This is a genomic window from Neobacillus sp. S1115 (assembly GCF_055385565.1).
Map to the genome: position 1 here is coordinate 4,831,289 of NZ_AP038275.1, position 21,654 is coordinate 4,852,942.

Annotated in this window: 19 protein-coding genes and 1 tRNA gene; 1 reads left to right on the top strand and 19 read right to left on the bottom strand. The window is 42.3% G+C overall.

Annotated elements, in window-relative coordinates:
- Positions 1–6: 6 nt before the first annotated feature.
- Positions 7–1,344 (bottom strand): glutamyl-tRNA reductase, encoded by a 1,338-nt coding sequence (gene hemA, locus ACZ5B7_RS23670; RefSeq protein ID WP_464491194.1) that lies wholly within the window; start codon positions 1,342–1,344, stop codon positions 7–9.
- 214 nt (positions 1,345–1,558) lie between these two features.
- Here hemA and ACZ5B7_RS23675 point away from each other — a divergent pair, with 214 nt between their 5' ends.
- Complete coding sequence (locus tag ACZ5B7_RS23675; protein ID WP_213144680.1) at positions 1,559–2,047, top strand: LiaF transmembrane domain-containing protein; 489 nt, start codon at positions 1,559–1,561, stop codon at positions 2,045–2,047.
- A 38-nt stretch (positions 2,048–2,085) separates the two neighbouring features.
- On the opposite strand, the gene yihA is transcribed toward ACZ5B7_RS23675, so the two are convergent.
- From yihA to sdhA, 18 genes are all read right to left on the bottom strand, one after another.
- Positions 2,086–2,667 (bottom strand): ribosome biogenesis GTP-binding protein YihA/YsxC, encoded by a 582-nt coding sequence (gene yihA, locus ACZ5B7_RS23680; RefSeq protein ID WP_423799244.1) that lies wholly within the window; start codon positions 2,665–2,667, stop codon positions 2,086–2,088.
- Complete coding sequence (lon, locus tag ACZ5B7_RS23685) at positions 2,664–4,991, bottom strand: endopeptidase La (protein ID WP_464491195.1); 2,328 nt, start codon at positions 4,989–4,991, stop codon at positions 2,664–2,666. The genes yihA and lon overlap by 4 nt, the downstream gene beginning before the upstream one ends.
- A gap of 238 nt (positions 4,992–5,229) precedes the next feature.
- Positions 5,230–6,897: an ATP-dependent protease LonB gene (lonB, locus tag ACZ5B7_RS23690; RefSeq protein WP_464491196.1), complete on the bottom strand. Its 1,668-nt coding sequence runs from the start codon at positions 6,895–6,897 to the stop codon at positions 5,230–5,232.
- Positions 6,898–7,383: 486 nt separating this feature from the next.
- Positions 7,384–8,646, bottom strand: coding sequence for an ATP-dependent protease ATP-binding subunit ClpX (clpX, locus tag ACZ5B7_RS23695; RefSeq protein WP_213144676.1), 1,263 nt, complete (start codon positions 8,644–8,646; stop codon positions 7,384–7,386).
- A 376-nt stretch (positions 8,647–9,022) separates the two neighbouring features.
- Entirely contained in the window at positions 9,023–10,309 is a 1,287-nt protein-coding gene (gene tig, locus ACZ5B7_RS23700; protein ID WP_464491197.1) for a trigger factor, read from the bottom strand.
- A gap of 165 nt (positions 10,310–10,474) precedes the next feature.
- The gene (locus ACZ5B7_RS23705; RefSeq protein WP_464491198.1) at positions 10,475–11,503 is read right to left on the bottom strand and encodes a tetratricopeptide repeat protein; all 1,029 of its coding nucleotides are present in this window, start codon (positions 11,501–11,503) and stop codon (positions 10,475–10,477) included.
- A 103-nt stretch (positions 11,504–11,606) separates the two neighbouring features.
- A tRNA-Arg gene (locus ACZ5B7_RS23710) sits at positions 11,607–11,683 on the bottom strand.
- Positions 11,684–11,789: 106 nt separating this feature from the next.
- On the bottom strand, positions 11,790–12,302 hold the full coding sequence (locus tag ACZ5B7_RS23715; protein WP_464491199.1) for a metallophosphoesterase family protein: 513 nt from the start codon (positions 12,300–12,302) through the stop codon (positions 11,790–11,792).
- Entirely contained in the window at positions 12,299–12,910 is a 612-nt protein-coding gene (locus ACZ5B7_RS23720) for an XTP/dITP diphosphatase (RefSeq protein WP_464491200.1), read from the bottom strand. Before ACZ5B7_RS23720 ends, ACZ5B7_RS23715 begins: the two co-directional genes overlap by 4 nt.
- An 11-nt stretch (positions 12,911–12,921) precedes the next feature.
- Positions 12,922–13,680 (bottom strand): ribonuclease PH, encoded by a 759-nt coding sequence (gene rph, locus ACZ5B7_RS23725; protein ID WP_464491201.1) that lies wholly within the window; start codon positions 13,678–13,680, stop codon positions 12,922–12,924.
- Between the two features lie 133 nt (positions 13,681–13,813).
- Positions 13,814–14,866: a GerMN domain-containing protein gene (locus ACZ5B7_RS23730; protein ID WP_213144670.1), complete on the bottom strand. Its 1,053-nt coding sequence runs from the start codon at positions 14,864–14,866 to the stop codon at positions 13,814–13,816.
- Between the two features lie 135 nt (positions 14,867–15,001).
- Complete coding sequence (gene racE / locus ACZ5B7_RS23735; RefSeq protein ID WP_423799251.1) at positions 15,002–15,796, bottom strand: glutamate racemase; 795 nt, start codon at positions 15,794–15,796, stop codon at positions 15,002–15,004.
- A 103-nt stretch (positions 15,797–15,899) separates the two neighbouring features.
- Complete coding sequence (locus ACZ5B7_RS23740; RefSeq protein ID WP_464491202.1) at positions 15,900–16,349, bottom strand: MarR family winged helix-turn-helix transcriptional regulator; 450 nt, start codon at positions 16,347–16,349, stop codon at positions 15,900–15,902.
- Positions 16,350–16,517: 168 nt separating this feature from the next.
- A complete protein-coding gene (gene hmpA / locus ACZ5B7_RS23745; RefSeq protein WP_464491203.1) occupies positions 16,518–17,807 on the bottom strand; it encodes an NO-inducible flavohemoprotein in 1,290 nt (429 codons plus the stop codon).
- A 143-nt stretch (positions 17,808–17,950) separates the two neighbouring features.
- The gene (gene gerE, locus ACZ5B7_RS23750; RefSeq protein ID WP_019154738.1) at positions 17,951–18,175 is read right to left on the bottom strand and encodes a spore germination transcription factor GerE; all 225 of its coding nucleotides are present in this window, start codon (positions 18,173–18,175) and stop codon (positions 17,951–17,953) included.
- 175 nt (positions 18,176–18,350) lie between these two features.
- The gene (locus ACZ5B7_RS23755) at positions 18,351–18,947 is read right to left on the bottom strand and encodes a class D sortase (protein WP_464494557.1); all 597 of its coding nucleotides are present in this window, start codon (positions 18,945–18,947) and stop codon (positions 18,351–18,353) included.
- Positions 18,948–19,073: 126 nt separating this feature from the next.
- Positions 19,074–19,835, bottom strand: a complete 762-nt coding sequence (gene sdhB, locus ACZ5B7_RS23760; RefSeq protein ID WP_464491204.1) for a succinate dehydrogenase iron-sulfur subunit — start codon at positions 19,833–19,835, stop codon at positions 19,074–19,076.
- 21 nt (positions 19,836–19,856) lie between these two features.
- Positions 19,857–21,608 (bottom strand): succinate dehydrogenase flavoprotein subunit, encoded by a 1,752-nt coding sequence (gene sdhA / locus ACZ5B7_RS23765; RefSeq protein WP_464491205.1) that lies wholly within the window; start codon positions 21,606–21,608, stop codon positions 19,857–19,859.
- Positions 21,609–21,654: the final 46 nt, after the last annotated feature.

Below are 21,654 nucleotides of genomic sequence, written 5' to 3' on the forward strand. Positions count from 1 at the left end.
CCCCATTTAAAAAGAAGCCTGTGCTTCTGCAACCGTTAATTTATTCGTTTCGGCTGTTTTTGAATGGTGTTCCTTTGCCAGCTCTTCGATATTAAAGATTTTCATGAATAAGTCCATTGCCTGTTCGGCATCCGGTCTTGCCGCCAATTCCTTCGCCTGTAAAATTGGATCTTTTAAAAGCTGGTTAATAATGCTCTTTGTATGCTTATTTAAGACCTTTTTATCGCGGTCAGATAAATTTGGAAGCTTCCGTTCAATACTTTCCATTGTTTCAGCTTGAATGGCGAGTGCTTTTTCCCGGAGTGCTGAAATAACCGGAATGACACCAAGCATGCCAAGCCATTGTTTGAAATCGACCGCTTCCTTTTCGATCATCAGCATGATTTTTTCAGCTGCTTTCTTCCGCTCTTGAAGATTAGCCTCGACAATTCCCTCTAGATCGTCAATATCATATAAAAAGACGTTTTCAAGTTCTGCGATTTGCGGATCCAAGTCGCGCGGCACAGCAATATCGACCATAAATAATGGCTTGCCTTTACGCTTTTTCTCAACCGCCGCCATCATCTCTTTTGTAATGACAAAATCCTTCGCACCTGTTGAGCTGATTAGAATATCGGCCTCGACAAGCAATTTCTGCAATTCATCGATGGTTCTTGCTTCACCGTCGAAACGTCCGGCAAGATCCTTCGCTTTTTCATAAGTCCGGTTAATAACCGTAACCTTTCTTACACCATTGCCATGCAGGTTTTGAGCAGCTAATTCGCCCATTTTTCCGGCACCAAAAATCAACACATGCTTATTGGCAAGCGAACCAAAAATTTTCTTGGCCAGTTCAACTGCCGCATAGCTGACAGATACGGCGTTAGCACCGATTTCTGTCTCAGAATGCGCACGCTTTGCCAAGGTAATGGCTTGCTTAAACAAATGGTTAAAGACCGAACCTGTTGCCCCGTGCTCTTGGGCATTCATAAAGCTTGTGCGAACCTGTCCAAGGATTTGTGTTTCTCCTAAAACCATGGAATTCAATCCACAGGTTACATTAAATAGATGCTCGACCGCACCATCATCTTCATAAACAAAAAGAAACGAAGAGAACTCCGCCTGTTCCATTCCGAACCAATCAGCGAGAAATTCCTTAATATAGTAACGGCCTGTATGCAATTGATCAACGACCGCGTAGATTTCCGTCCGATTACATGTTGATAAAATAACATTTTCCAGGATGCTTTTCTTTGTGCTTAATTTTTTGACGGCATCCATAACATCAGTTTCATTAAAAGTTAACCGCTCGCGGATTTCAACAGGGGCAGTTTTATAATTTAGACCGATCGCTAGAATATGCATTTGTTTTGGACACCCCCAATATGTTTACAGTAATAACTAGACTGATTATATCATGAACATTTTCCGTCAGAACACGAAAAATGTGAACATAAAACGACACTATATGTTAATATAGAAAAATGAATAAGTTGGTTAAATAGGAATACTTCCTTATGTACAGTATCAAAAAAACAGACTAGTTTCAAGTGAACCTTACTGGAAGTGGTGTTTTTTAATGAAAAGTCAAAGAATTTTTCCTGGAATCATTTTAATCGGTTTTGGTGCTTACTTTTTATTACAGCAAATCGGAATGACTTTGTTCCCTGCATTTTTTACCTGGCCTACGCTTATGTTCATTGTCGGGATTGCCTTTTTAGGCCAAGGCTATTCTGGCAATGAGTCCGAAGCAGTTCTTCCGGGAGTCATTATGACCGGGTTCGGCCTTCACTTTCATCTGGTTGGCCACGTTTCCTTCTGGCCGCAAAATACGATTGGCATGTTAATCCTGATTATTTCAATTGGCTTTTTCTTGCGTTTTCAAAAAACAGGATCAGGGTTATTTCAAGCCTTCCTTTTTCTTATTGTTGCTGTATTGCTGCTTTTTTATGATAAGATAGCCGGGTATTTCGGATTATTGCAAAACGGGATGAGTCTAGTTTGGAAATTTTGGCCTGTCCTTCTAATTCTCATTGGTATATACTTCCTTTTTAAAAAGAAAAAATAACGCCCTGCGGTGATAAACCCGCCGGGCGTTTTATGTTTCTACATATAACTCTCAAGTATGGACCAAGCTTTATCTTTACCCTCACCTGTTTCAGAAGAGAAAATGACAATCTGGTCGTTTTCGTCAAGATCTAATGTTTCGCGGGTAACCTTGGCATGCTTCTGCCATTTCCCCTTTGGAATTTTATCCGCTTTCGTGGCAATGACTATACATGGGATTTCATAATGCTTTAAAAAATCATACATCATCACATCATCTTCGGTCGGCGGATGTCTTAGGTCGACAATCAGGACAGCGGCCCTTAATTGTTCACGCGTTGTAAAATAGGTTTCAATCATTCTTCCCCATGCGGCCCGCTCTGTTTTTGAAACTTTAGCGTAGCCATAGCCGGGAACATCTACAAAATGCAGGATTTCATTTATCAGATAAAAGTTAAGTGTCTGTGTTTTTCCGGGCTTGGAGGAAATTCTCGCCAGCCCTTTGCGATTCAGCATTTTATTAATAAAAGAAGACTTTCCAACATTAGACCGGCCGGCCAGAGCAAACTCGGGCAAATCCGTGTCAGGGTACTGCTCTGGCTTTACCGCACTAATGACGATATCTGAACTTGTTACCTTCATCGTGCTTCTCCTTCACGAAGGGCATGCTTCAATACTTCATCGACATGGGAAACCGGGACAAATTCCAATTCATCGCGGACGCTTTCCGGAATGTCATCAATATCCTTTTCATTGTCCTTCGGTAAAATAACTTTTGTCAGCCCAGCGCGGTGAGCACTTAACGTTTTCTCTTTAAGTCCGCCAATCGGGAGGACTCTGCCGCGGAGGGTGATTTCACCTGTCATCCCCACTTCACGTCGGATTGGTCTGCCGGTCAGCGCCGATACCAAAGCCGTAGCGATGGTGATTCCCGCAGATGGACCGTCTTTTGGAACAGCTCCTTCCGGTACGTGAATATGAATATCGTGTTTCTCGTGAAAGTCTTCTTCGATGCCAAGTTCCTTTGCTTTAGAGCGTACATAACTGAATGCAGCCTGTGCAGATTCCTTCATCACATCTCCAAGCTTACCAGTCAGAACAAGCTTGCCTTTACCAGGTGCAAGCGAAACTTCGATTTGCAGGGTGTCCCCGCCAACAGTTGTGTAAGCGAGTCCGGTCGCTACTCCTACCTGGTCCTCTGCTTCAGCCTGGCCGTAACGGAACCTTGGTTTTCCTAAAAATTCTTCCACATTTTTATCCGTAATGACAACTCGCTTCTTATCTCCAGAAACAATAATTTTCGCCGTTTTCCGGCAGATGGTGGCCATCTGGCGTTCCAGGCTTCTAACTCCTGCTTCGCGAGTGTAGTAACGGACGACCTTTAAAATCGCATCGTCACGAACCTGCAGGGTACTCTTGGAAAGTCCATTTTCCTTAATCTGCTTAGGCAGCAAATGGTCCCTTGTAATATGAACCTTTTCCAATTCCGTATAGCCCGCAATTGTAATGATCTCCATCCGGTCTAACAGCGGTCCTGGGATGGTGCTAAGGTTATTGGCGGTAGCAATAAACATGACCTTCGATAAATCGTAGGTTTCTTCTATATAATGATCGCTGAAATTATGGTTTTGCTCCGGGTCCAATACCTCTAGAAGTGCCGCAGATGGATCGCCGCGGAAGTCACTCGACATTTTATCAATTTCATCGAGCAAGAAAACCGGGTTAATCGTTCCTGCTTTTTTCATTCCCTGAATAATCCGTCCAGGCATCGCGCCGACGTACGTTCTGCGATGGCCGCGAATCTCGGATTCATCACGGACGCCTCCAAGCGAGACACGGACAAAATTCCGGTTAAGTGAGGTCGCAATCGATTTGGCAAGGCTTGTTTTCCCTACTCCTGGAGGTCCAGCTAGACAAAGAATCGGCCCTTTCAAGGAATTGGTCAATTTCTGAACAGCCAAATATTCGAGTACTCGCTCCTTTACCTTTTCAAGCCCGTAATGTTCTTCATTTAGAATCTTTTCTGCTCGACGAATATCAATATCGTCTTCCGTCTTTTTCGACCATGGCAGGGAAATCAGCCACTCAATATAATTGCGGATGACCGCACTTTCCGCGGAGCTTGTCGGCACTTTTTCATAACGATCCAGTTCCTTCATGGCCGCATTATAAACGTGCTCAGGCATTCCCGCTTCTTCGATTTTCTTGGTGAGGTCGGCGATTTCGCCAGTCTTGCCTTCTTTATCCCCTAATTCCTTCTGGATTGCCTTCATCTGTTCGCGCAAATAGTATTCCTTTTGCGTTCTTTCCATTGACCGCTTAACCCGCTGGCCGATTTTCTTTTCAAGATTGAGGACTTCTTTTTCGTTAAAAATTCGGTCAATCACCCGGTTCATTCTTTGCTTTATCTCGATTGTCTCAAGGATTTCTTGTTTCTCCTTCAGCTTGATTGGCAAATGGGAAGCGATAATGTCCGCCATTCTTCCGGGTTCTTCAATATCGGCAACAGTAGCAAATGTCTCCGCCGAGATTTTTTTAGATAATTTTATGTATTGTTCAAAATATTCCAACATGGTTCTCATTAGAGCCTGGTCTTCAACATCTTTAGTGTCGGAATCTTCATAGGTTACAACGCTGACAGCATAATGATCGTCCTCATCGTGAAATGTTACGATTTCTGCCCTGCTTAACCCTTCCACCAAAACGCGAATCGTACCGTTTGGAAGCTTTAACATTTGCTTCACTTTGGTTAGCGTTCCAAATCGGTAAAGATCCTCCTCGGCAGGCTCATCAATGGAAACATCCTTTTGGGTTGTTAAAAAAATGATATGGTCATCAACCATCGCTTTTTCGAGTGCCTGAACCGATTTATCACGGCCCACATCTAAATGAAGAACCATGGTCGGATATACGAGCAATCCCCGAAGCGGCAGGAGGGGGACGATCAATTCTTTCTTTTTCGCCAAAATACAGCACCTCCACATGCAAAAACATGAATTTATACTGCTAATGCAGAATAAGTCTTTGTACAATTCTATCTTATTTGAATTAACGTGTCTATTTTTATAGACAGCGCTTTTTTCAATATACGTTAGTTTCTCCCTAACCAAAAAAATTACTTCAATATAAGCTATGAAAAAGTAATTTACAGCATACGAAATAAAAACTTCGGTTTGCTTTTAAGGACAAACCGAAGTGGGAAATTTAGATCGATTCTTTTTTTGTTAACTCAATGGAAGCCGGCACGGCATGATTTTTCTTAAATTCGGTCAAAAACGCAATCTCAAAAACTTCGTGCAGATGGGTAACAGGCACAATTCGAATTCCGTCTATTTCGTTTAAAATCGTTTGGATATTTTCCTGTGGAATAATGACCGTTTTCGCCCCTGCTTTTTTCGCCGCTTTTATCTTTGGATAGACTCCTCCGATTGGCTTAACGTTTCCATGGATGCTGATTTCACCTGTCATCGCAACCGTATTGTCAATTGGAATATTATAAATAGCGGAGTAAATCCCTGTCGCCATTGCGATACCTGCGGACGGACCATCAATCGGCACACCCCCAGGGAAATTGACATGAATATCATAATCATTCGCAGGAACACCCATCGACCGGAGAACGGTGATGACATTTTCAATCGAACCGCGCGCCATACTTTTACGGCGGATTGATTTCCCTTGTCCGCCAATGCTTTCTTCCTCGACAATTCCGGTAATGTTAATGGATCCTTTCTCCTTTGCCGGAATAACGGTCACTTCAATTTCGAGTAGTGCTCCTGAATTCGGTCCATAAACAGCCAAGCCGTTTACCAGCCCAACCTGTGCAGCATCATTAATCATCCGTTCCATGCGCGGTGTCATTTGACTGGAATGAATTACCCATTCAATATCTTCGTCCTTAATATATTGCCGATCTTCGGTTATAGCCAGCCCCGCCGCAATCTGAATCATGTTGACGGTTTCCCGGCCATTTCTGGCATATGTAGAAAGAGTATGGACACCGGTATCATTAATTTCCATATTAACCTTTTCCGCAGCCTTTCGTGCTACTTTCACAATTTCCTCTTGGTTTAAATCGCGAAAGAACACTTCCATGCAGCGCGACCGGATGGCGGGCGGAATTTCACTTGGTGTCCGCGTTGTCGCCCCGATTAAGCGGAAATCGGCGGGAAGTCCATTTTTAAAAATATCATGAATATGGGTAGGTATTTGTGTATTTTCCTCGTGATAATAAGCACTTTCCAAATATACCTTGCGATCCTCGAGTACCTTGAGTAGCTTATTCATCTGAATCGGGTGCAGTTCGCCAATTTCATCAATAAAGAGGACACCACCATGAGCATTAGTGACTGCCCCTTGTTTTGGCTGCGGAATCCCCGCTTGACCCATTGCACCAGCTCCCTGATAAATTGGGTCATGAACGGATCCGATTAGCGGGTCAGCAATTCCCCTTTCGTCAAATCGGGCCGTTGTGGCATCTAATTCTATAAAAACGGAGTCTTTTTTAAATGGTGACTTTGCATTCTTTTTGGCTTCTTCGAGAACGAGCCTTGCTGCCGCCGTTTTACCGACACCGGGCGGCCCGTAGATGATCACATGCTGCGGATTCGGTCCACAAAGGGCCGCTTTTAAAGATTTAATGCCATCCTCTTGACCGACAATATCCTGAAAGCTTGTCGGACGCACTTTTTCAGAAAGCGGTTCGGTTAATGAAATAGATCTCATTTTGCGAAGCTGCTCCATTTCCTTCCGGGACTCCCGGTCAATTGACACCTTCTGCGTGCGCTGATTCTTGAGCAAATTCCAAAAATAAAGACCAATGATGATTCCAAAAAACAATTGTATAAATAAGGCGATCCCCGTCCAACTCATTTCGTTTCCCTCCAGTATCTAATTAACTCCTGTAGATATTAATAAGTATTTCCTGCAGGCTGGCGGAATAAACCATGAATTGAAAAAACTGAAGGGTGAGGAAAAAATGAAGATGTAAGTAAAATCCAGTTACGCGCGAGTAAATCTGGGGTATGCGAGAGTATTCTGTTCTTATCCGAGAGTATTTTGAACGTATCCGAGAGTAAATTCATGAATCGAGAGTAATCCGCGATTATCCGAGAGTATTTCATCGTTATGCGAGAGTATTAAGCTCTTATCCGAGAGTATTCGGCTCTTATCCGAGAGTATTCCGCATATAGCGACAGTTGGAGTACGTTATCCGCCAGTTGGAACGGTTTATCCGACAGTTACGAGCACCTATACGACAGTTGGAACAGTTTATACGACAGTAACGCGCACTTATCCGTCAGTAACACTTAACCCCAATAAAAAGAACCCGAACCAATAAGTCCGGGTCCTCACCTATTATGCAGATTTCTCTTCTTTAACAACCGTACCATCTTCAAGGATCAGCTTTGGAACGCTGTTGTCCGCGACTGTATCCTTCGTGATGATACATTTGGTAATATCATCGCGGGAAGGAAGGTCGAACATGACATCAAGCATGATGCCTTCAATGATGGAACGTAAGCCGCGGGCACCGGTTTTACGCTCAATCGCCTTTTTCGCGATTTCCTGCAGTGCTCCTTCTTCAAACTCAAGCTCAACATCATCGATTTCAAGCATTTTTTGATATTGCTTTACAAGAGCATTCTTTGGTTTCGTTAAAATTTCAATTAACGCTCCTTCGTCAAGCTGCTCTAGGCTAGCAATAACTGGCAGACGGCCGATGAATTCAGGAATCAAGCCGAAGCGTAAAAGGTCTTCAGGAAGAACCTTGGAAAGCAATTCTTTTGAACTGATTTCCTGCTGTTGTTTCGGATCAGCGCCAAAGCCGATAACTTTTTGTCCTAAACGGCGCTTGATGATTGGCTCGATTCCATCAAAGGCTCCGCCGCAGATAAATAAGATGTTTGTTGTATCAATTTGAATAAATTCCTGATGCGGATGCTTTCTTCCGCCTTGTGGGGGAACGCTCGCAACCGTTCCTTCTAGAATTTTCAATAATGCCTGCTGAACGCCTTCACCGGAAACATCACGGGTAATCGAAGGATTTTCAGATTTACGGGCAATTTTATCAATTTCATCAATATAAATAATCCCTTTTTCTGCCTTCTCTACATCGTAATCAGCAGCTTGGATTAATTTTAATAAGATGTTTTCAACGTCTTCACCAACGTAGCCGGCCTCTGTAAGCGATGTAGCATCTGCAATCGCAAACGGCACATTTAAGATGCGCGCCAATGTCTGCGCCAGCAATGTTTTACCGCTACCAGTCGGTCCAATCATACAAATATTACTTTTTGAAAGCTCGACATCATCAATTTTGCTGTTGGAATTGATCCGCTTGTAATGGTTATAAACAGCCACCGATAATGCTTTCTTTGCTTTATCCTGTCCGATTACATATTCATCAAGGATTTCGCAAATTTCCTTTGGCTTCGGAACATCTTTAAATTCTACTTCTTCCTCTGTTCCAAGCTCTTCCTCCACAATCTCTGTGCAGAGTTCAATACATTCGTCACATATATAGACTCCAGGTCCAGCAACAAGCTTGCGGACTTGATCCTGTGTTTTTCCACAGAATGAACACTTCAGTTGTCCTTTTTCATCATTAAATTTAAACAACCCTTTCACCCCTTAAGACGACTTATTTCTTTATTTAAAGCTCGCGAAAATTCCAAACAAATCCGATTTTTTTTACAATTCATTAGGTATGTATTTTGCATTGTAACACATTTAGCGGGCGGACTGGAACTAAAAAGCTTTTCTTAAAATATGTTTTTTATTTGTCTGGACTTCGCTTAAAAAATGAAATATGTACCTCAAACAGCTTAACCATAATTTTTAAAAATCAATCTTGGATTTAATTAATTCGCCGGCAAAAATTTTATTCCTGCCACCCGTTTATAAAAAAGGTTACCCTGTCCTTATTATAATATGTAATTGAAAAAATGTATAAAACAAGGCACGATAAAAATCGTGCCTTGTAACTATTTACGTATTACTTCTTGTTTTCAACAAGAAAGTCGATTGCTTTTTTGTATTTAAGTTCTTCTTTGATGCCTTCTGTTCCGCCAAGAGCTTTTTTGATGTTGTCAACAGGCATGTTGTACATTCCTGCCATTTTTTCAAGCTCAGCATTTACATCTTCTTCAGAAACTTCTAAGTTTTCAGCCTTAGCAATAGCTTCTAAAGTTAATCTTACACGAACATTTTTCTCAGCATCAGCCTTCATTTGTTCGCGAAGAGCTTCTTCGCCTTGACCAGAGAATTGATAGTAAAGCTGAAGGTTCATGCCTTGCATTTGCAGACGTTGTTCAAAATCTTGAAGAAGACGATTTACTTCGTTGTCAATCATCACTTCTGGAAGTTCAACTTGAGCATTTTCAGCAGCTTTTTCCACTACTGTATCTTGTAGGTTGTGTTCTGCTTCATGCTTTTTGCTGTCTTCTAAACGAGTTTTGATTTTCTCTTTTAATGCATCTAAAGTTTCAACTTCATCGTCTACATCTTTAGCAAACTCGTCATCTAATGCAGGAAGTTCTTTACCTTTGATTTCGTGAACAGTTGTTTTGAACACAGCTGGTTTACCTGCAAGCTCTGCTGCATGGTATTCTTCAGGGAAAGTTACTTCTACATCTTTAGATTCGCCGGCAGTAACGCCCACAAGTTGTTCTTCAAAGCCAGGAATGAAAGAGCCTGAACCTAGTTCAAGAGAGTAGTTTTCACCTTTGCCGCCTTCGAATGCTTCGCCATCAACAAAGCCTTCAAAGTCGATTACAACTGTGTCGCCAAGTACAGCAGTTCCTTCTTCTTTCACAACAAGCTCAGCATGACGATTTTGAAGAGCTTCTAATTCTTTTTGAACATCTTCTTCTGAAACAGTGGTGTCAAGCTCTTCTACTTCAAGGCCTTTGTATTCGCCTAAAGTTACTTCAGGTTTTACTTGAACAGTTGCCTTGAAAGTAAAGTCTTTGTCTTTGCCCATTTGCTCAAGGTCAAAATCAACATTTTCAGGCTGAGCAATTGGCTCGATACCAGTTTCATCGATAGCAGTCATGTATGCATCTGGAAAAATAAAATCTAATGCATCTTGGTATAGAGCTTCTACACCAAAGCGCTTTTCAAACATTCCACGAGGCATTTTCCCTTTACGGAAGCCTGGAACATTGATTTGTTTTACTACTTTTTTGAAAGCCGCGTCTAAACCTTCGTTTACTTTATCTGCACTTACTTCAATTGTAAGGACACCGCGGTTTCCTTCTAACTTTTCCCATTTTGCAGTCATTCTTTTCCCTCCAACATCTATTACTCATTTCATTCGTAACGAATTTAAATTCGGAATATGTCTTGTCCACGAAGCCATTTTCCACTTTTTTTGCTGTAAAATAGTTTTTTACACAATGCAACCCTTACATTATAACACAGGATTTGTTTCTTTCAACAGCGAAGGTTATAGATTAGGATAAGAAATTTTCTCAATTTCTTCTATTTCCTGTATAGCAAGGGTGATTTCAACCGGCGATACGTCATAGTCTTTAGATAATTCATTTATTTCCGAGTTTATCCCCATATATTCCTGCGCCAAATATTGAAAGCCAGCAGCCCAGGCAGCCGGGGTCTCTGGCTCCAGTTCGAATGGGTAGCTGATAAAGAAAATGCGCTCTACCATTTCACTGATGCTGGCAAACAGAACGGGATTGCTGCTTTCAAGCCGATTCTCAAGTAGTTCTTTAATGGAGATCATTTTCGGCTGATGTCTTACATCTGCTATTCCTATCGGATTTATGGTTATTTCTTCCGAAAATTTAACCATTTTTATGTTTTTGTCGACTTCCTGCTCTTTTAAAAGAGTTAATAGGATTGTTTTTAAAAAGGGATGGCCTATTTCCGCTTTTAAGTAATCTTCTATTTCGGGGACATAAGGCCTGATGTTTTTATCTGAAAGTCTTGAAATGGCCAGCATTTGCTCGTTCAGACTGGTTAAGGATAATAGATTTAATGAATCCGGATCGGTATCCTCCTCAGGCTCTTCACTCCTCAGATCAAGGCTTTTGTTCTCTGCCATTTTTCGGCTGAATTGGAGAAGGGTTAAGAAATGCTCCATTCTTTCCGGCGGAATCTCTTTTTCCTCCAAGAGCGCCTCAATAGTTGAGACGATTTCCTGATATTCATGAAGCTGAATAAGCACTGTTACGTATAAATCCACCAATTGAAAATAGTCACCAATTCCCTTATGAAGCAATTCCTTTGCAAGGACCTTTGCCTTTTGAAAATTCCCAGCCTCAAAATAGGCAAGGACCAGGCCTATTAAAACATCATCGTTATCCTGATCCAGTTCTTTCGCCTCTTCGAGAAGCCTGATGGCTTCAGTATATTTTTTATTTTGCAGGCTTTCTAAGCCTTTGTCCGTTAATCTTTTTTCCATTCCGGGGAAAAAAATCACGTTATCTATTTTTTTCACTTTTTCCCGCTTTTTCATAAGAATCCGTCCTTGTAGGTTATCATTGGAAAATAGTGTAACATAATTAAAGCATAAAAAAAACTCACCTGATGAGGTGAGTATATATTTTGGTATGTAGTAGTGGCGTCCCAGGAGAGATTCGAACTCCCGACCGCACGCTTAGAAGGCGTGTGCTCTATCCAGCTGAGCTACTGGGACATAATCAGTAATCAAAGACAAGATTTATTATATTACCTTAGTATTTTATTGTCAACAGATTATAAATTTTTTCTGAGAAATAATTGGGGGGCGCTCCCCCCCATTATTAATTAACCTTGAAATCACGAGCCAATCCCGGTATGTCCTTGCCGTTTAATTCATAAACAGTCATCCTGACAGAATTCTCCTGCAAGTCAAGGATCACGTATGTTTTTTCAACACGCTGGCGTGGGAGGCGGATGCTGCCTGGGTTCAGGTACAGGGTACCGTCGATCACCTCTGCCCCGAGGATATGCGAATGCCCAAAACAGACAATATCAGCACCAGATTCTTGAGCTTTGTAGGTCAATTTCATCAACGAAGTTTTGACCGAATATCGATGGCCATGGGTAATGAAAATCTTTTTTCCAGAGAGGTCCGTTACCAGCTCCAGCGGGAATCCGCCAAAATCACAATTTCCGCCAACCGTAAAATACCCCATTAAGGACTTGTTGTCCGGGTCCAACTGGGAATCACCGCAATGAATCATTAAATCGACATCGGCCAAGTGCCTTTCCCTGATTACCTCAAGCTCTTTCGTCATACCGTGGCTGTCGCTTACGACCAATACCTTGCTCATTTGCCTTCAGCGCTTTCAAGCTTCGAATCTAGCACCGAATCCAATTTCATTAACGCATTCGCCCGATGGCTGATTTTATTTTTTTCATCAGCAGATAGCTCTGCCATTGCTACTCCCTTTTCCGGCACAAAGAAAACCGGGTCATAGCCGAAGCCGTTGGTACCCCTTGGCTCTTCCAATATCCGGCCTTCACAGGTACCTGACACCGTAAACGTCTCCTGACCAGGGATGGCAACTGCTAAAGCACAATAGAAGCGGGATGTTCTCTGCTCCTCTGGAACACCCTCTAGCTCTCTCAGTACCTTATTCGTGTTATTCAAGTCATTTTTCGGTTCCCCAGCATAGCGGGCCGAATAGATGCCCGGACGGCCTTCAAGCGCGTCAACGATTAGTCCGGAATCATCGCCAATTACCATTTTCCCAAGTGCCTTCGAAATGGTTTCCGCCTTTAATGTGGCATTTTCCTCAAAGGTTGTCCCGGTTTCTTCTACCTCCGGAAGCTCCGGAAAGTCCAGCAACGTCAGCACGGTAATTCCTCTGCTTGCAAAAATATGCTCAAACTCCCTGGCCTTTCCGGGATTTTTCGTGGCAATGATAACTTCATTCATATGAATCTCCTCTATTTCTTTCTGCGATTTTCAATTTTTTGCATAATTTCCTCACCAAGGGTCGCCTTTTGCTGTTCAAACAGCTCCATGAGCCCCTCTTGAGCAGCACCAAGCAACCCTTGGAGATCATTGTAGGAAAATGTCGCTTCCTCACCCGTTCCCTGCAGCTCAACAAATTCGCCGCTGCCTGTCATGACAACATTCATATCGACCTGTGCCTTGGAATCCTCTATGTAATTTAAATCTAACACTACTTGGCCGCCCTCTAATATTCCGACACTTGTTGCTGCTAAATAATCAATAATCGGAAACTTCGATAATGATTTTTTCCCAGAAAACGACTGTAAGGCAAGAGACAAAGCCACAAAAGCCCCCGTTATCGAAGCTGTTCTTGTTCCGCCGTCCGCCTGAATGACATCACAGTCAATCCAAACAGTTCGCTCGCCCAGCGCTTCAAGATCCACTACCGCTCTTAAGGCACGGCCGATTAATCGCTGGATTTCCATTGTCCGGCCGGTAACCTTGCCTTTCGAGGACTCTCGGATATTCCTTGTTTCCGTTGCCCTAGGAAGCATCGCATATTCCGCGGTGATCCAGCCCTTGCCTTGCCCTCTCATAAACGGCGGGACTTTATCCTCAATGCTAGCGGTACAAATCACCTTTGTATTGCCGACTGAAATAAGGACCGAGCCTTCCGGATGCATTAAATAATTGGTTTCAATATGTACGGGTCTTAATTGCAATGGCTCTCTTCCGTCTGCACGTGCCATATCCCAAACTCCTCCTCCGTGGTCACTGTAAGGGACTCTCCCCCCTTACAAAAACACTAAATACAAAATAGAAAGAGGCGGCAGTCAGCCAACCTCTTTGATTGTCATTATATAGTATAACAAAAATTATTTTTTAAAAACTACCTGTATTGACTTTTTCTGGGCGGGTAACCGGTGCAGAAAGCTTCTTACCCTTGTCATTCTTCAATTCCGCTTTACCGTCAACTAAAACAGCTACCTTTTGCACGCCCTTCTGTTCAGTCAAGGAAAGCACAAGTGTATCCAATAGGTTCTGCGAAATCACTTTCTCTTCAAAGCTGCCGTAAATATTTTTGTTAAAGTTTAAGGTTACAGTTCCGTCCTGATATTTCGGTGTTTCATTGAGTTTAACATCAGTCATAAATTCGGAAACAAGGTTCGACTTTTCACTTGGGCCCTTGATTAATTCATTTACTGCCGCTGTGATTGGATCCTTCTCACTTGCTTTCACCCTGCGGGTAACTGGCACATAATAGTAGGAGCCTTCTTCACCGCCAATAAAGTATACAGTAATTGGCTTCGTATTCGTGATATCAACTACATCCTTTGTATCTAAGTTGATGCCTGTTGCCCTGGAAAGCTTTTCGCTGATTGGCGTTCCTTTTACAGGCATTTCCGTTAATTCATGGCCGTTCATTTTCAGCTTAACAGAATTGACACCAGCAAACTGCGTCAGGGTCCAGGTGACTGACTGAAGGATTTTCAATTCATCCTCAGGCTGATAGTTTTTGAATTCCTTTGAAAAATCAACAACTGCAACCCCATCTTTAATATTAACCGATGGTTTTGTATCCTCAGGAAGAACGGCTCTAAAATCATTCGGCAGCATATCCGTTACAGGTCCGTTCACCACTAAGTAATCCAGCGCCTGTTTAGCGACTGATTTTGTTTTTGGAAGATTTAATGTTTGCGGGACAACATAACCATTCTTGTCAATGAGATATAGCTCCGTTTTCAACACATTTTCTGCATTTTCCTTCTTTTCGGCCGCTGTTTCCTTATTGATGTTCTTCTCACTCGTTGTCGTCACCGTTTTTGGCGGATCAATTTTCTTTTGTGTTTCACTGCCAAATAGGCCGCAGCCGGATAGCACAACCGTGGAAGTGAGCACAGCCAGGCCAAGAATTTTTGCTTTATTTTTGAACATATTTTTCCCCCCTAAGACTGTTTGTACTATCATGTATACGAGCCTATCAAAAAATTAGACCGCCTCGAAAAGAAAAATAGGACAAATTTATTAAATTTTTTTCAATAAAAAATAGAGCCCTTTAAAGACTCTATTTTACAATTTTATTTTTTTCACGTTTTCGATAGGGGTCCCGAGCCATTGCGACGCTATTTTTGAAAAAATCCAAGTGGAGCCAGTCGTATAGAATTCATGTTCTGGTGCCTGCTCGTCTGATTCAAGGAGTCCTTTATATTGGAGAATGGCGCTAATCTCCCTGGCCGTTTCATCACCTGAGCTAATGACACTAACCTTTTCACCCATGAATTTTTTAATCAACGGTTCGAGCAGTGGATAGTGGGTGCACCCCAAAATAAGCGTATCCAGGTTTTGATTCAATAAAGGCTGCAGCGCTTCATCCACAATTTTCGCAGCAATCGGCCCATCGTATTCACCGCTTTCCACTAGCGGCACAAACTTGGGGCAGGATTGACTTTTGACAAAAAGACGGCTGTTAAGTGATTTTAATGCCTTTTCGTAGGCACCGCTTTTAACAGTTCCATCTGTCCCAATAATTCCGACACGATAGTTTTTTGTCCGTTTTATTGCCGCTCTTGCTCCAGGGTTAATGACCCCTAGCACAGGAATCGACAATTCCCTGCGGATATCGTCGAGCGCAGCTGCTGTTGCCGTATTGCAGGCAATTACCAGCATTTTTATATTTTTTTCTAATAAAAAGTGGGTCAATTCCCATGTAAATCTTTTTACTTCTTTCGTCGATCTTGGGCCGTAGGGACAGCGCGCGGTATCACCCAAATAGATGATTTTCTCGTTTGGCAGCTGTCTCATGACCTCTTTAGCAACGGTCAGGCCGCCGACACCAGAATCTATAACACCAATTGCTTGCTTCAAACTTTTCGCCTCATTTTGCTGTTAGCAACTTCTTTATATTCGAACGCATCATATCAACTGCGTTCATAAACGAACCTCTGGCTCGCCAATCCGTCTACTGTACTTACTTCATTTCCTGATGCAGTTTTATTAAGTTGTTTTGCAAGAGTTGAATTTCTTCCTTATTGAAGTTTTTTAAGACTTCTTCAAGATAGACTTGACGCTTTTTAATCACTTCATCAATGATTCTCTTGCCCTCTTCGAGAAGATGGATTCTCACAACACGGCGATCGTTTGTATCTTTCACCCGCTCTACCAAGAGATTTTTCTCCATACGGTCGACCAGATCAGTGGTAGTACTGCAGGCTAAATACATTTTAGTAGAGAGCTCGCCAATTGTCATATCTCCGTCTTCAAAGAGCCATTGCAGGGCAACGAATTGGGGAGGAGTAATTTTATAATTACTTAACATCTCTCTTCCCTTTTGCTTAATGATGCCTGATATATACCGCAGTTCTTTTTCGATATTTGCGACAACGTCCCCAGTCATTTTTTGGGTATTTTCGAGTTTCATTTGTTCTACACTCCTAAAATAGGCTTCTCCTCATGACATGACCAAATAAAAATACTTTCAAGCTTGTACTTATTGTCTACTTTTTTCAGGAAAATTTCAAGCCGGAACTGTCTTGTCAGCTTCTCAAAAAAACTGGCAAGATGAAGGTGCTTCATCTTGCCAGTTGAATTATTCGATCTCTTCCAGCTTTCCAAAGGAGCCAAAAAATTCGTAATGGATCCGCTCTTCTGGGACTCCCCATTGTTTTAAAGCTTTATTAACCACTTTCATGAAAGGCTCTGGTCCGCAGAAATAAAAATCGGCATCCTTCGTTGGTAAACTTTGCTGCAGCCACTCCAGGTTAAAAAATCCTTCTTTATCGTAATTTTTCATTTCTTTATCATCTTCTGATGGTTTTTCATAAATAACGAGGGAGTGGACATTCTTATGTCCTGCTGCCAGGTCATTTACATGGGCTCTGAAGGCATGCAGTTGGCTGTTTATGGCTGCATGGATATAATAAATTTCCCTATTTGGGCTTTCGTTTACGGTTGTGTTTAACATGGCCATCATCGGAGTAAGACCAACCCCGCCGCTAATTAATACTAATGGAAGACTCGTATCCAAATCTAAATAAAAATCACCGGCAGGTGCGGTAATCGGAATCGTATCTCCCTCTATTACATGAGTGTGCAAATAGGTGGAAACAATCCCAGCAGGAATGTTATCCCCTTTTGGGTCTTCCCGTTTTACACTGATTCGGTAATAATTCTGACCGGGACGATCTGATAAACTATATTGGCGTAAATGAGTGTATTGTTCACCGGGAATCTCCAGTTTTACGGTAATGTATTGACCGGGAATATAGCTTGCAATCTCCTTACCGTCTTGCGGCTTTAAGTAAAATGACGTGATGACATCGCTTTCTTTCACCTTTTTCTCCACAACAAAATTCCGGTAGCCGGCCCAGCCGCCAGGCATTGTCTCCGCTGTTTTGTACATTTTATTTTCCATTCTAATAAACACATCTGCAATGACCCCATATGCGTCCGCCCATGCATCGATAATTTCAGGTGTTGCCGCATCGCCTAATACTTCTTTGATGGCTCCCAGCAAATTTTCACCAACTATCGGATAGTGCTCCGGCTTAATTTGCAGGCTTCGATGTTTTTCACCAATTCGCTCAAGAACGGGCATAATTTGGCTAAAATCTTCGATATTAGCTGCCGCTCCATATACAGCATCTGCGAGCGCTTTAGGCTGGTGGCCTGTAATCTGATGCGTCTGATTAAATATATTAAGAAGCTCCGGATGCTGCTTAAACATACGCTTATAAAAATGCTTGGTTATTTGTTCACCATGATCCTTCACAATCGGAAGTGTGGCTTTTATGATTTCAAGCTTATTCGGATCAAGAGTTTTTACCGTCTTTACGACCTCTTGCCAAGAATTTTTTTCTTTAATTTGCGTAATAGACATAATGTATTTCTTACCTCCTTTAGCCTTACAACTAAAGTATCTCCTGACTTGAAGATGAAAAAGGAGGTAAGTATTGTTATGTTATTACAAAAAAATGTCCATATAAATTATGAACCGGCGTCCCATAAGGATGCCGGTCATGTTTAAAGTTCTAGCTCTCCCATACGAAGGAGTTCTACAACTGCCTGTGATCGCCCCTTCACACCAAGCTTTTGCATGGCATTCGAAATATGATTCCGAACTGTTTTTTCGCTGATAAATAATTCACTAGCGATTTCTTTTGTTGTTTTGTCCTGTACTAACAGTTCGAATACTTCTCTTTCTCGTTTGGTGAGTAATGGCTTGTGAGTATATTCATTCTCCTTCAAGTATTGTAACCCTCCTTGCCTTCGCCAGTTATGCACCGGGGGTGGGTATATATTTAGTCACCATATCCTATGTGAACTGGTCAGGGGGAGTGACTATATTTACTCGTTAGATATGAATTTTATGAAAAAATTTCCCAAAAAAACTTTCTAATAAAAAAAGACAAGAGCCCTTCCTTTATGAGCTCTTTAGCTTTGCATATAAAATATATCGTTTTGGGGCGTTTCCGACGTAACGGAAGGGGTAGCATGTTGTTAGAATTAATTCTTCTTCTTTGTTTTGCAAGGTGATAATACTGGTATCGTCTGACTTCACGATTTTCGTATGGGTTATTTCGTAAGTAAAGTTACCATAGGGCATTTGCATATTTAAGGAGTCGCCGACTTTCAGTTCACCTAAGTGGCGAAAAACGGTATCGCGATGTCCCGATAAAACAATTTGCCCTTTGTCGCCGGGAAAATACGAACCTTTATAGTGGCCTACTCCTCTTTCTAAATCATCCGGATTTGTCCCTTCCACGATCGCCAGTTCTGCTTTTATTTTCGGAATGACCAATAGACCGACTGTATCCCCCATATCCGGCGGTTTGCTTTCACCCTGTTTCTGTCCTGGTTGATTATTGCTTGAAGCCTTTTTGGGCTGCTCACGCACTAAGTTTTTTGCTTCTTGAAGGGAGGCATTTGTTTGCATTTTTGTGTCTGCAATCTGCCATAATCCGATACCTAACACAATTAGTCCAACCAATATAATAAGAAGTGGAATCTTAGCTTTCACCATAAATACCTGCCTTTTCAAAAAGCTCATACTATTAGTTCAAGTATAACAAACGGGCAGGGAAACGACTATTTTAAAACAAGAAAAAACCTCCCTTTCTGTGTGAAAAGGAGGTTTTTAACATTTTTAGTCGTTGTCGGAACCGAAAAAGTTTCTAAATGCTTGGAAAGTTGTTTCACGATTCAATGCTGCAATAGAGGTAGTCAATGGAATACCTTTTGGGCAGGATTGAACACAGTTTTGTGAGTTACCGCAATTTGCAAGGCCGCCTTCACCCATGATGGTTTCAAGACGTTCTGCTTTGTTCATTGCACCTGTTGGATGCGCATTGAAAAGGCGAACCTGTGATAATGGCTGCGGTCCGATAAAGCTAGATTTGCTGTTAACATTCGGACATGCCTCAAGGCAAACACCGCATGTCATACATTTTGAAAGCTCGTAAGCCCATTGACGTTTGTTCTCAGGCATACGAGGTCCTGGTCCCAAGTCATAGGTTCCATCAATTGGAATCCATGCTTTCACTCTCTTTAACGCATCAAACATTCTGCTGCGGTCAACCTGAAGGTCACGCACGACTGGGAATGTCCGCATTGGCGCTAAGCGAATTGGCTGCTCCAATTGATCGACTAATGCCGAACAGGATTGGCGCGGCTTGCCATTGATAATCATTGAGCATGCTCCGCAAACCTCTTCAAGACAGTTCATGTCCCATGTTATTGGGCTTGTAGCTTGTCCCTTTGCATTAACAGGGTTTCTACGTACCTCCATTAAAGCCGAAATAACGTTCATACCAGGGCGGTACGGTACTTCAAATTCCTCCTCGTAAGGGGCAGAATTTTCGTTGTCCTGACGTTGGATAATAAATTTTACAGTCTTTGTTTCAGCCATTTTTTCTTCTCCCCTTTCCTATTAATGTTTTGTTGTGTAGTCGCGCTTACGCGGCTGAAGTAAGGAAATATCTACATCTGCATAATGGAAGGCTGGAGCAGATTTTGCATCAACGAATTTAGCCATAGTTGTTTTTAAGAATTCCTCATCATTACGTTCAGGGAAATCAGGCTTATAATGGGCGCCGCGGCTTTCATTACGGTTGTATGCGCCAAGCGTAATAACGCGTGCCAATTGAAGCATGTTTTGTAGCTGTCTAGTGAATGCTGCTCCCTGGTTGCTCCATTTAGATGTATCATTAATGTTGATTTTATTATAACGCTCTAATAGTTCTTGGATTTTTTCATCTGTTTTTAGCAGCTTGTCATTGTAACGCACTACTGTCACGTTATCGGTCATCCATTCCCCAAGCTCTTTATGAAGAACATAGGCATTTTCATTACCGTCTAATGACATAACTTTGTTCCACTTTTCTTCCTGCTCTTTAACATGACGGTCAAAGACAGTAGAAGAAACAGCATCAGAGCTCTTTTCAAGACCTTCAATATACTTGACTACATTTGGTCCGGCAACCATTCCACCAAATACAGCGGAAAGAAGTGAGTTTGCTCCAAGACGGTTCGCACCATGCTGAGAATAATCACATTCTCCTGCAGCAAAAAGTCCAGGAATGCTAGTCATTTGGTCATAATCAACCCAAAGTCCGCCCATTGAATAGTGAACGGCAGGGAAAATTTTCATTGGAACTTTACGCGGGTCATCGCCTACGAATTTTTCATAAATCTCAATAATTCCGCCTAACTTGACATCAAGTTCATGCGGATCCTTATGGGATAAATCAAGGAATACCATGTTTTCGCCGTTAACACCCAGTTTTTGATTGACACAAACATCAAAAATTTCACGTGTTGCAATATCACGTGGCACAAGGTTTCCGTAAGCAGGATATTTTTCCTCAAGGAAGTACCAAGGCTTACCGTCTTTATACGTCCAGACACGACCGCCTTCACCGCGTGCTGATTCACTCATTAAGCGAAGTTTATCATCGCCAGGGATTGCAGTAGGGTGAATCTGAATCATTTCACCGTTTGCATAATAGGCACCCTGCTGATAGACAATCGATGCTGCCGATCCAGTGTTAATTACTGAGTTTGTAGATTTACCAAAAATAATACCAGGTCCGCCAGTTGCCATAATTACGGCATCTGCAACGAAAGATTTGATTTCCATTGTTTTTAAGTCTTGGGCAACGATTCCACGGCAAACGCCTTCCTCGTCAACGACTGCACCCAAAAACTCCCAGCCTTCATATTTAGTAACAAGCCCTGCTACCTCGTGGCGGCGAACCTGCTCATCCAATGCATATAAAAGCTGCTGACCAGTTGTTGCACCTGCAAATGCAGTTCTGTGGTGTTGAGTTCCTCCGAAACGGCGGAAGTCTAATAAGCCTTCTGGAGTACGGTTAAACATAACACCCATCCGGTCAAATAAATTGATAATACCAGGCGCGGCATCACACATTGCCTTAACCGGAGGCTGGTTAGCCAAGAAATCTCCGCCGTAAATCGTATCATCGAAGTGAATCCATGGGGAATCCCCTTCACCTTTAGTATTTACTGCTCCATTAATACCGCCTTGGGCACAAACAGAGTGAGAGCGTTTAACAGGAACAAGAGAAAATAATTCTACAGGAGTTCCGTGTTCTGCAACTTTAATAGTTGCCATCAAGCCGGCCAATCCGCCACCGACAATGATCACCTTACCTTTACTCATCGTGACTCACTCCCTTAATCCAAATCCAATATTTTTCCAATCAAGA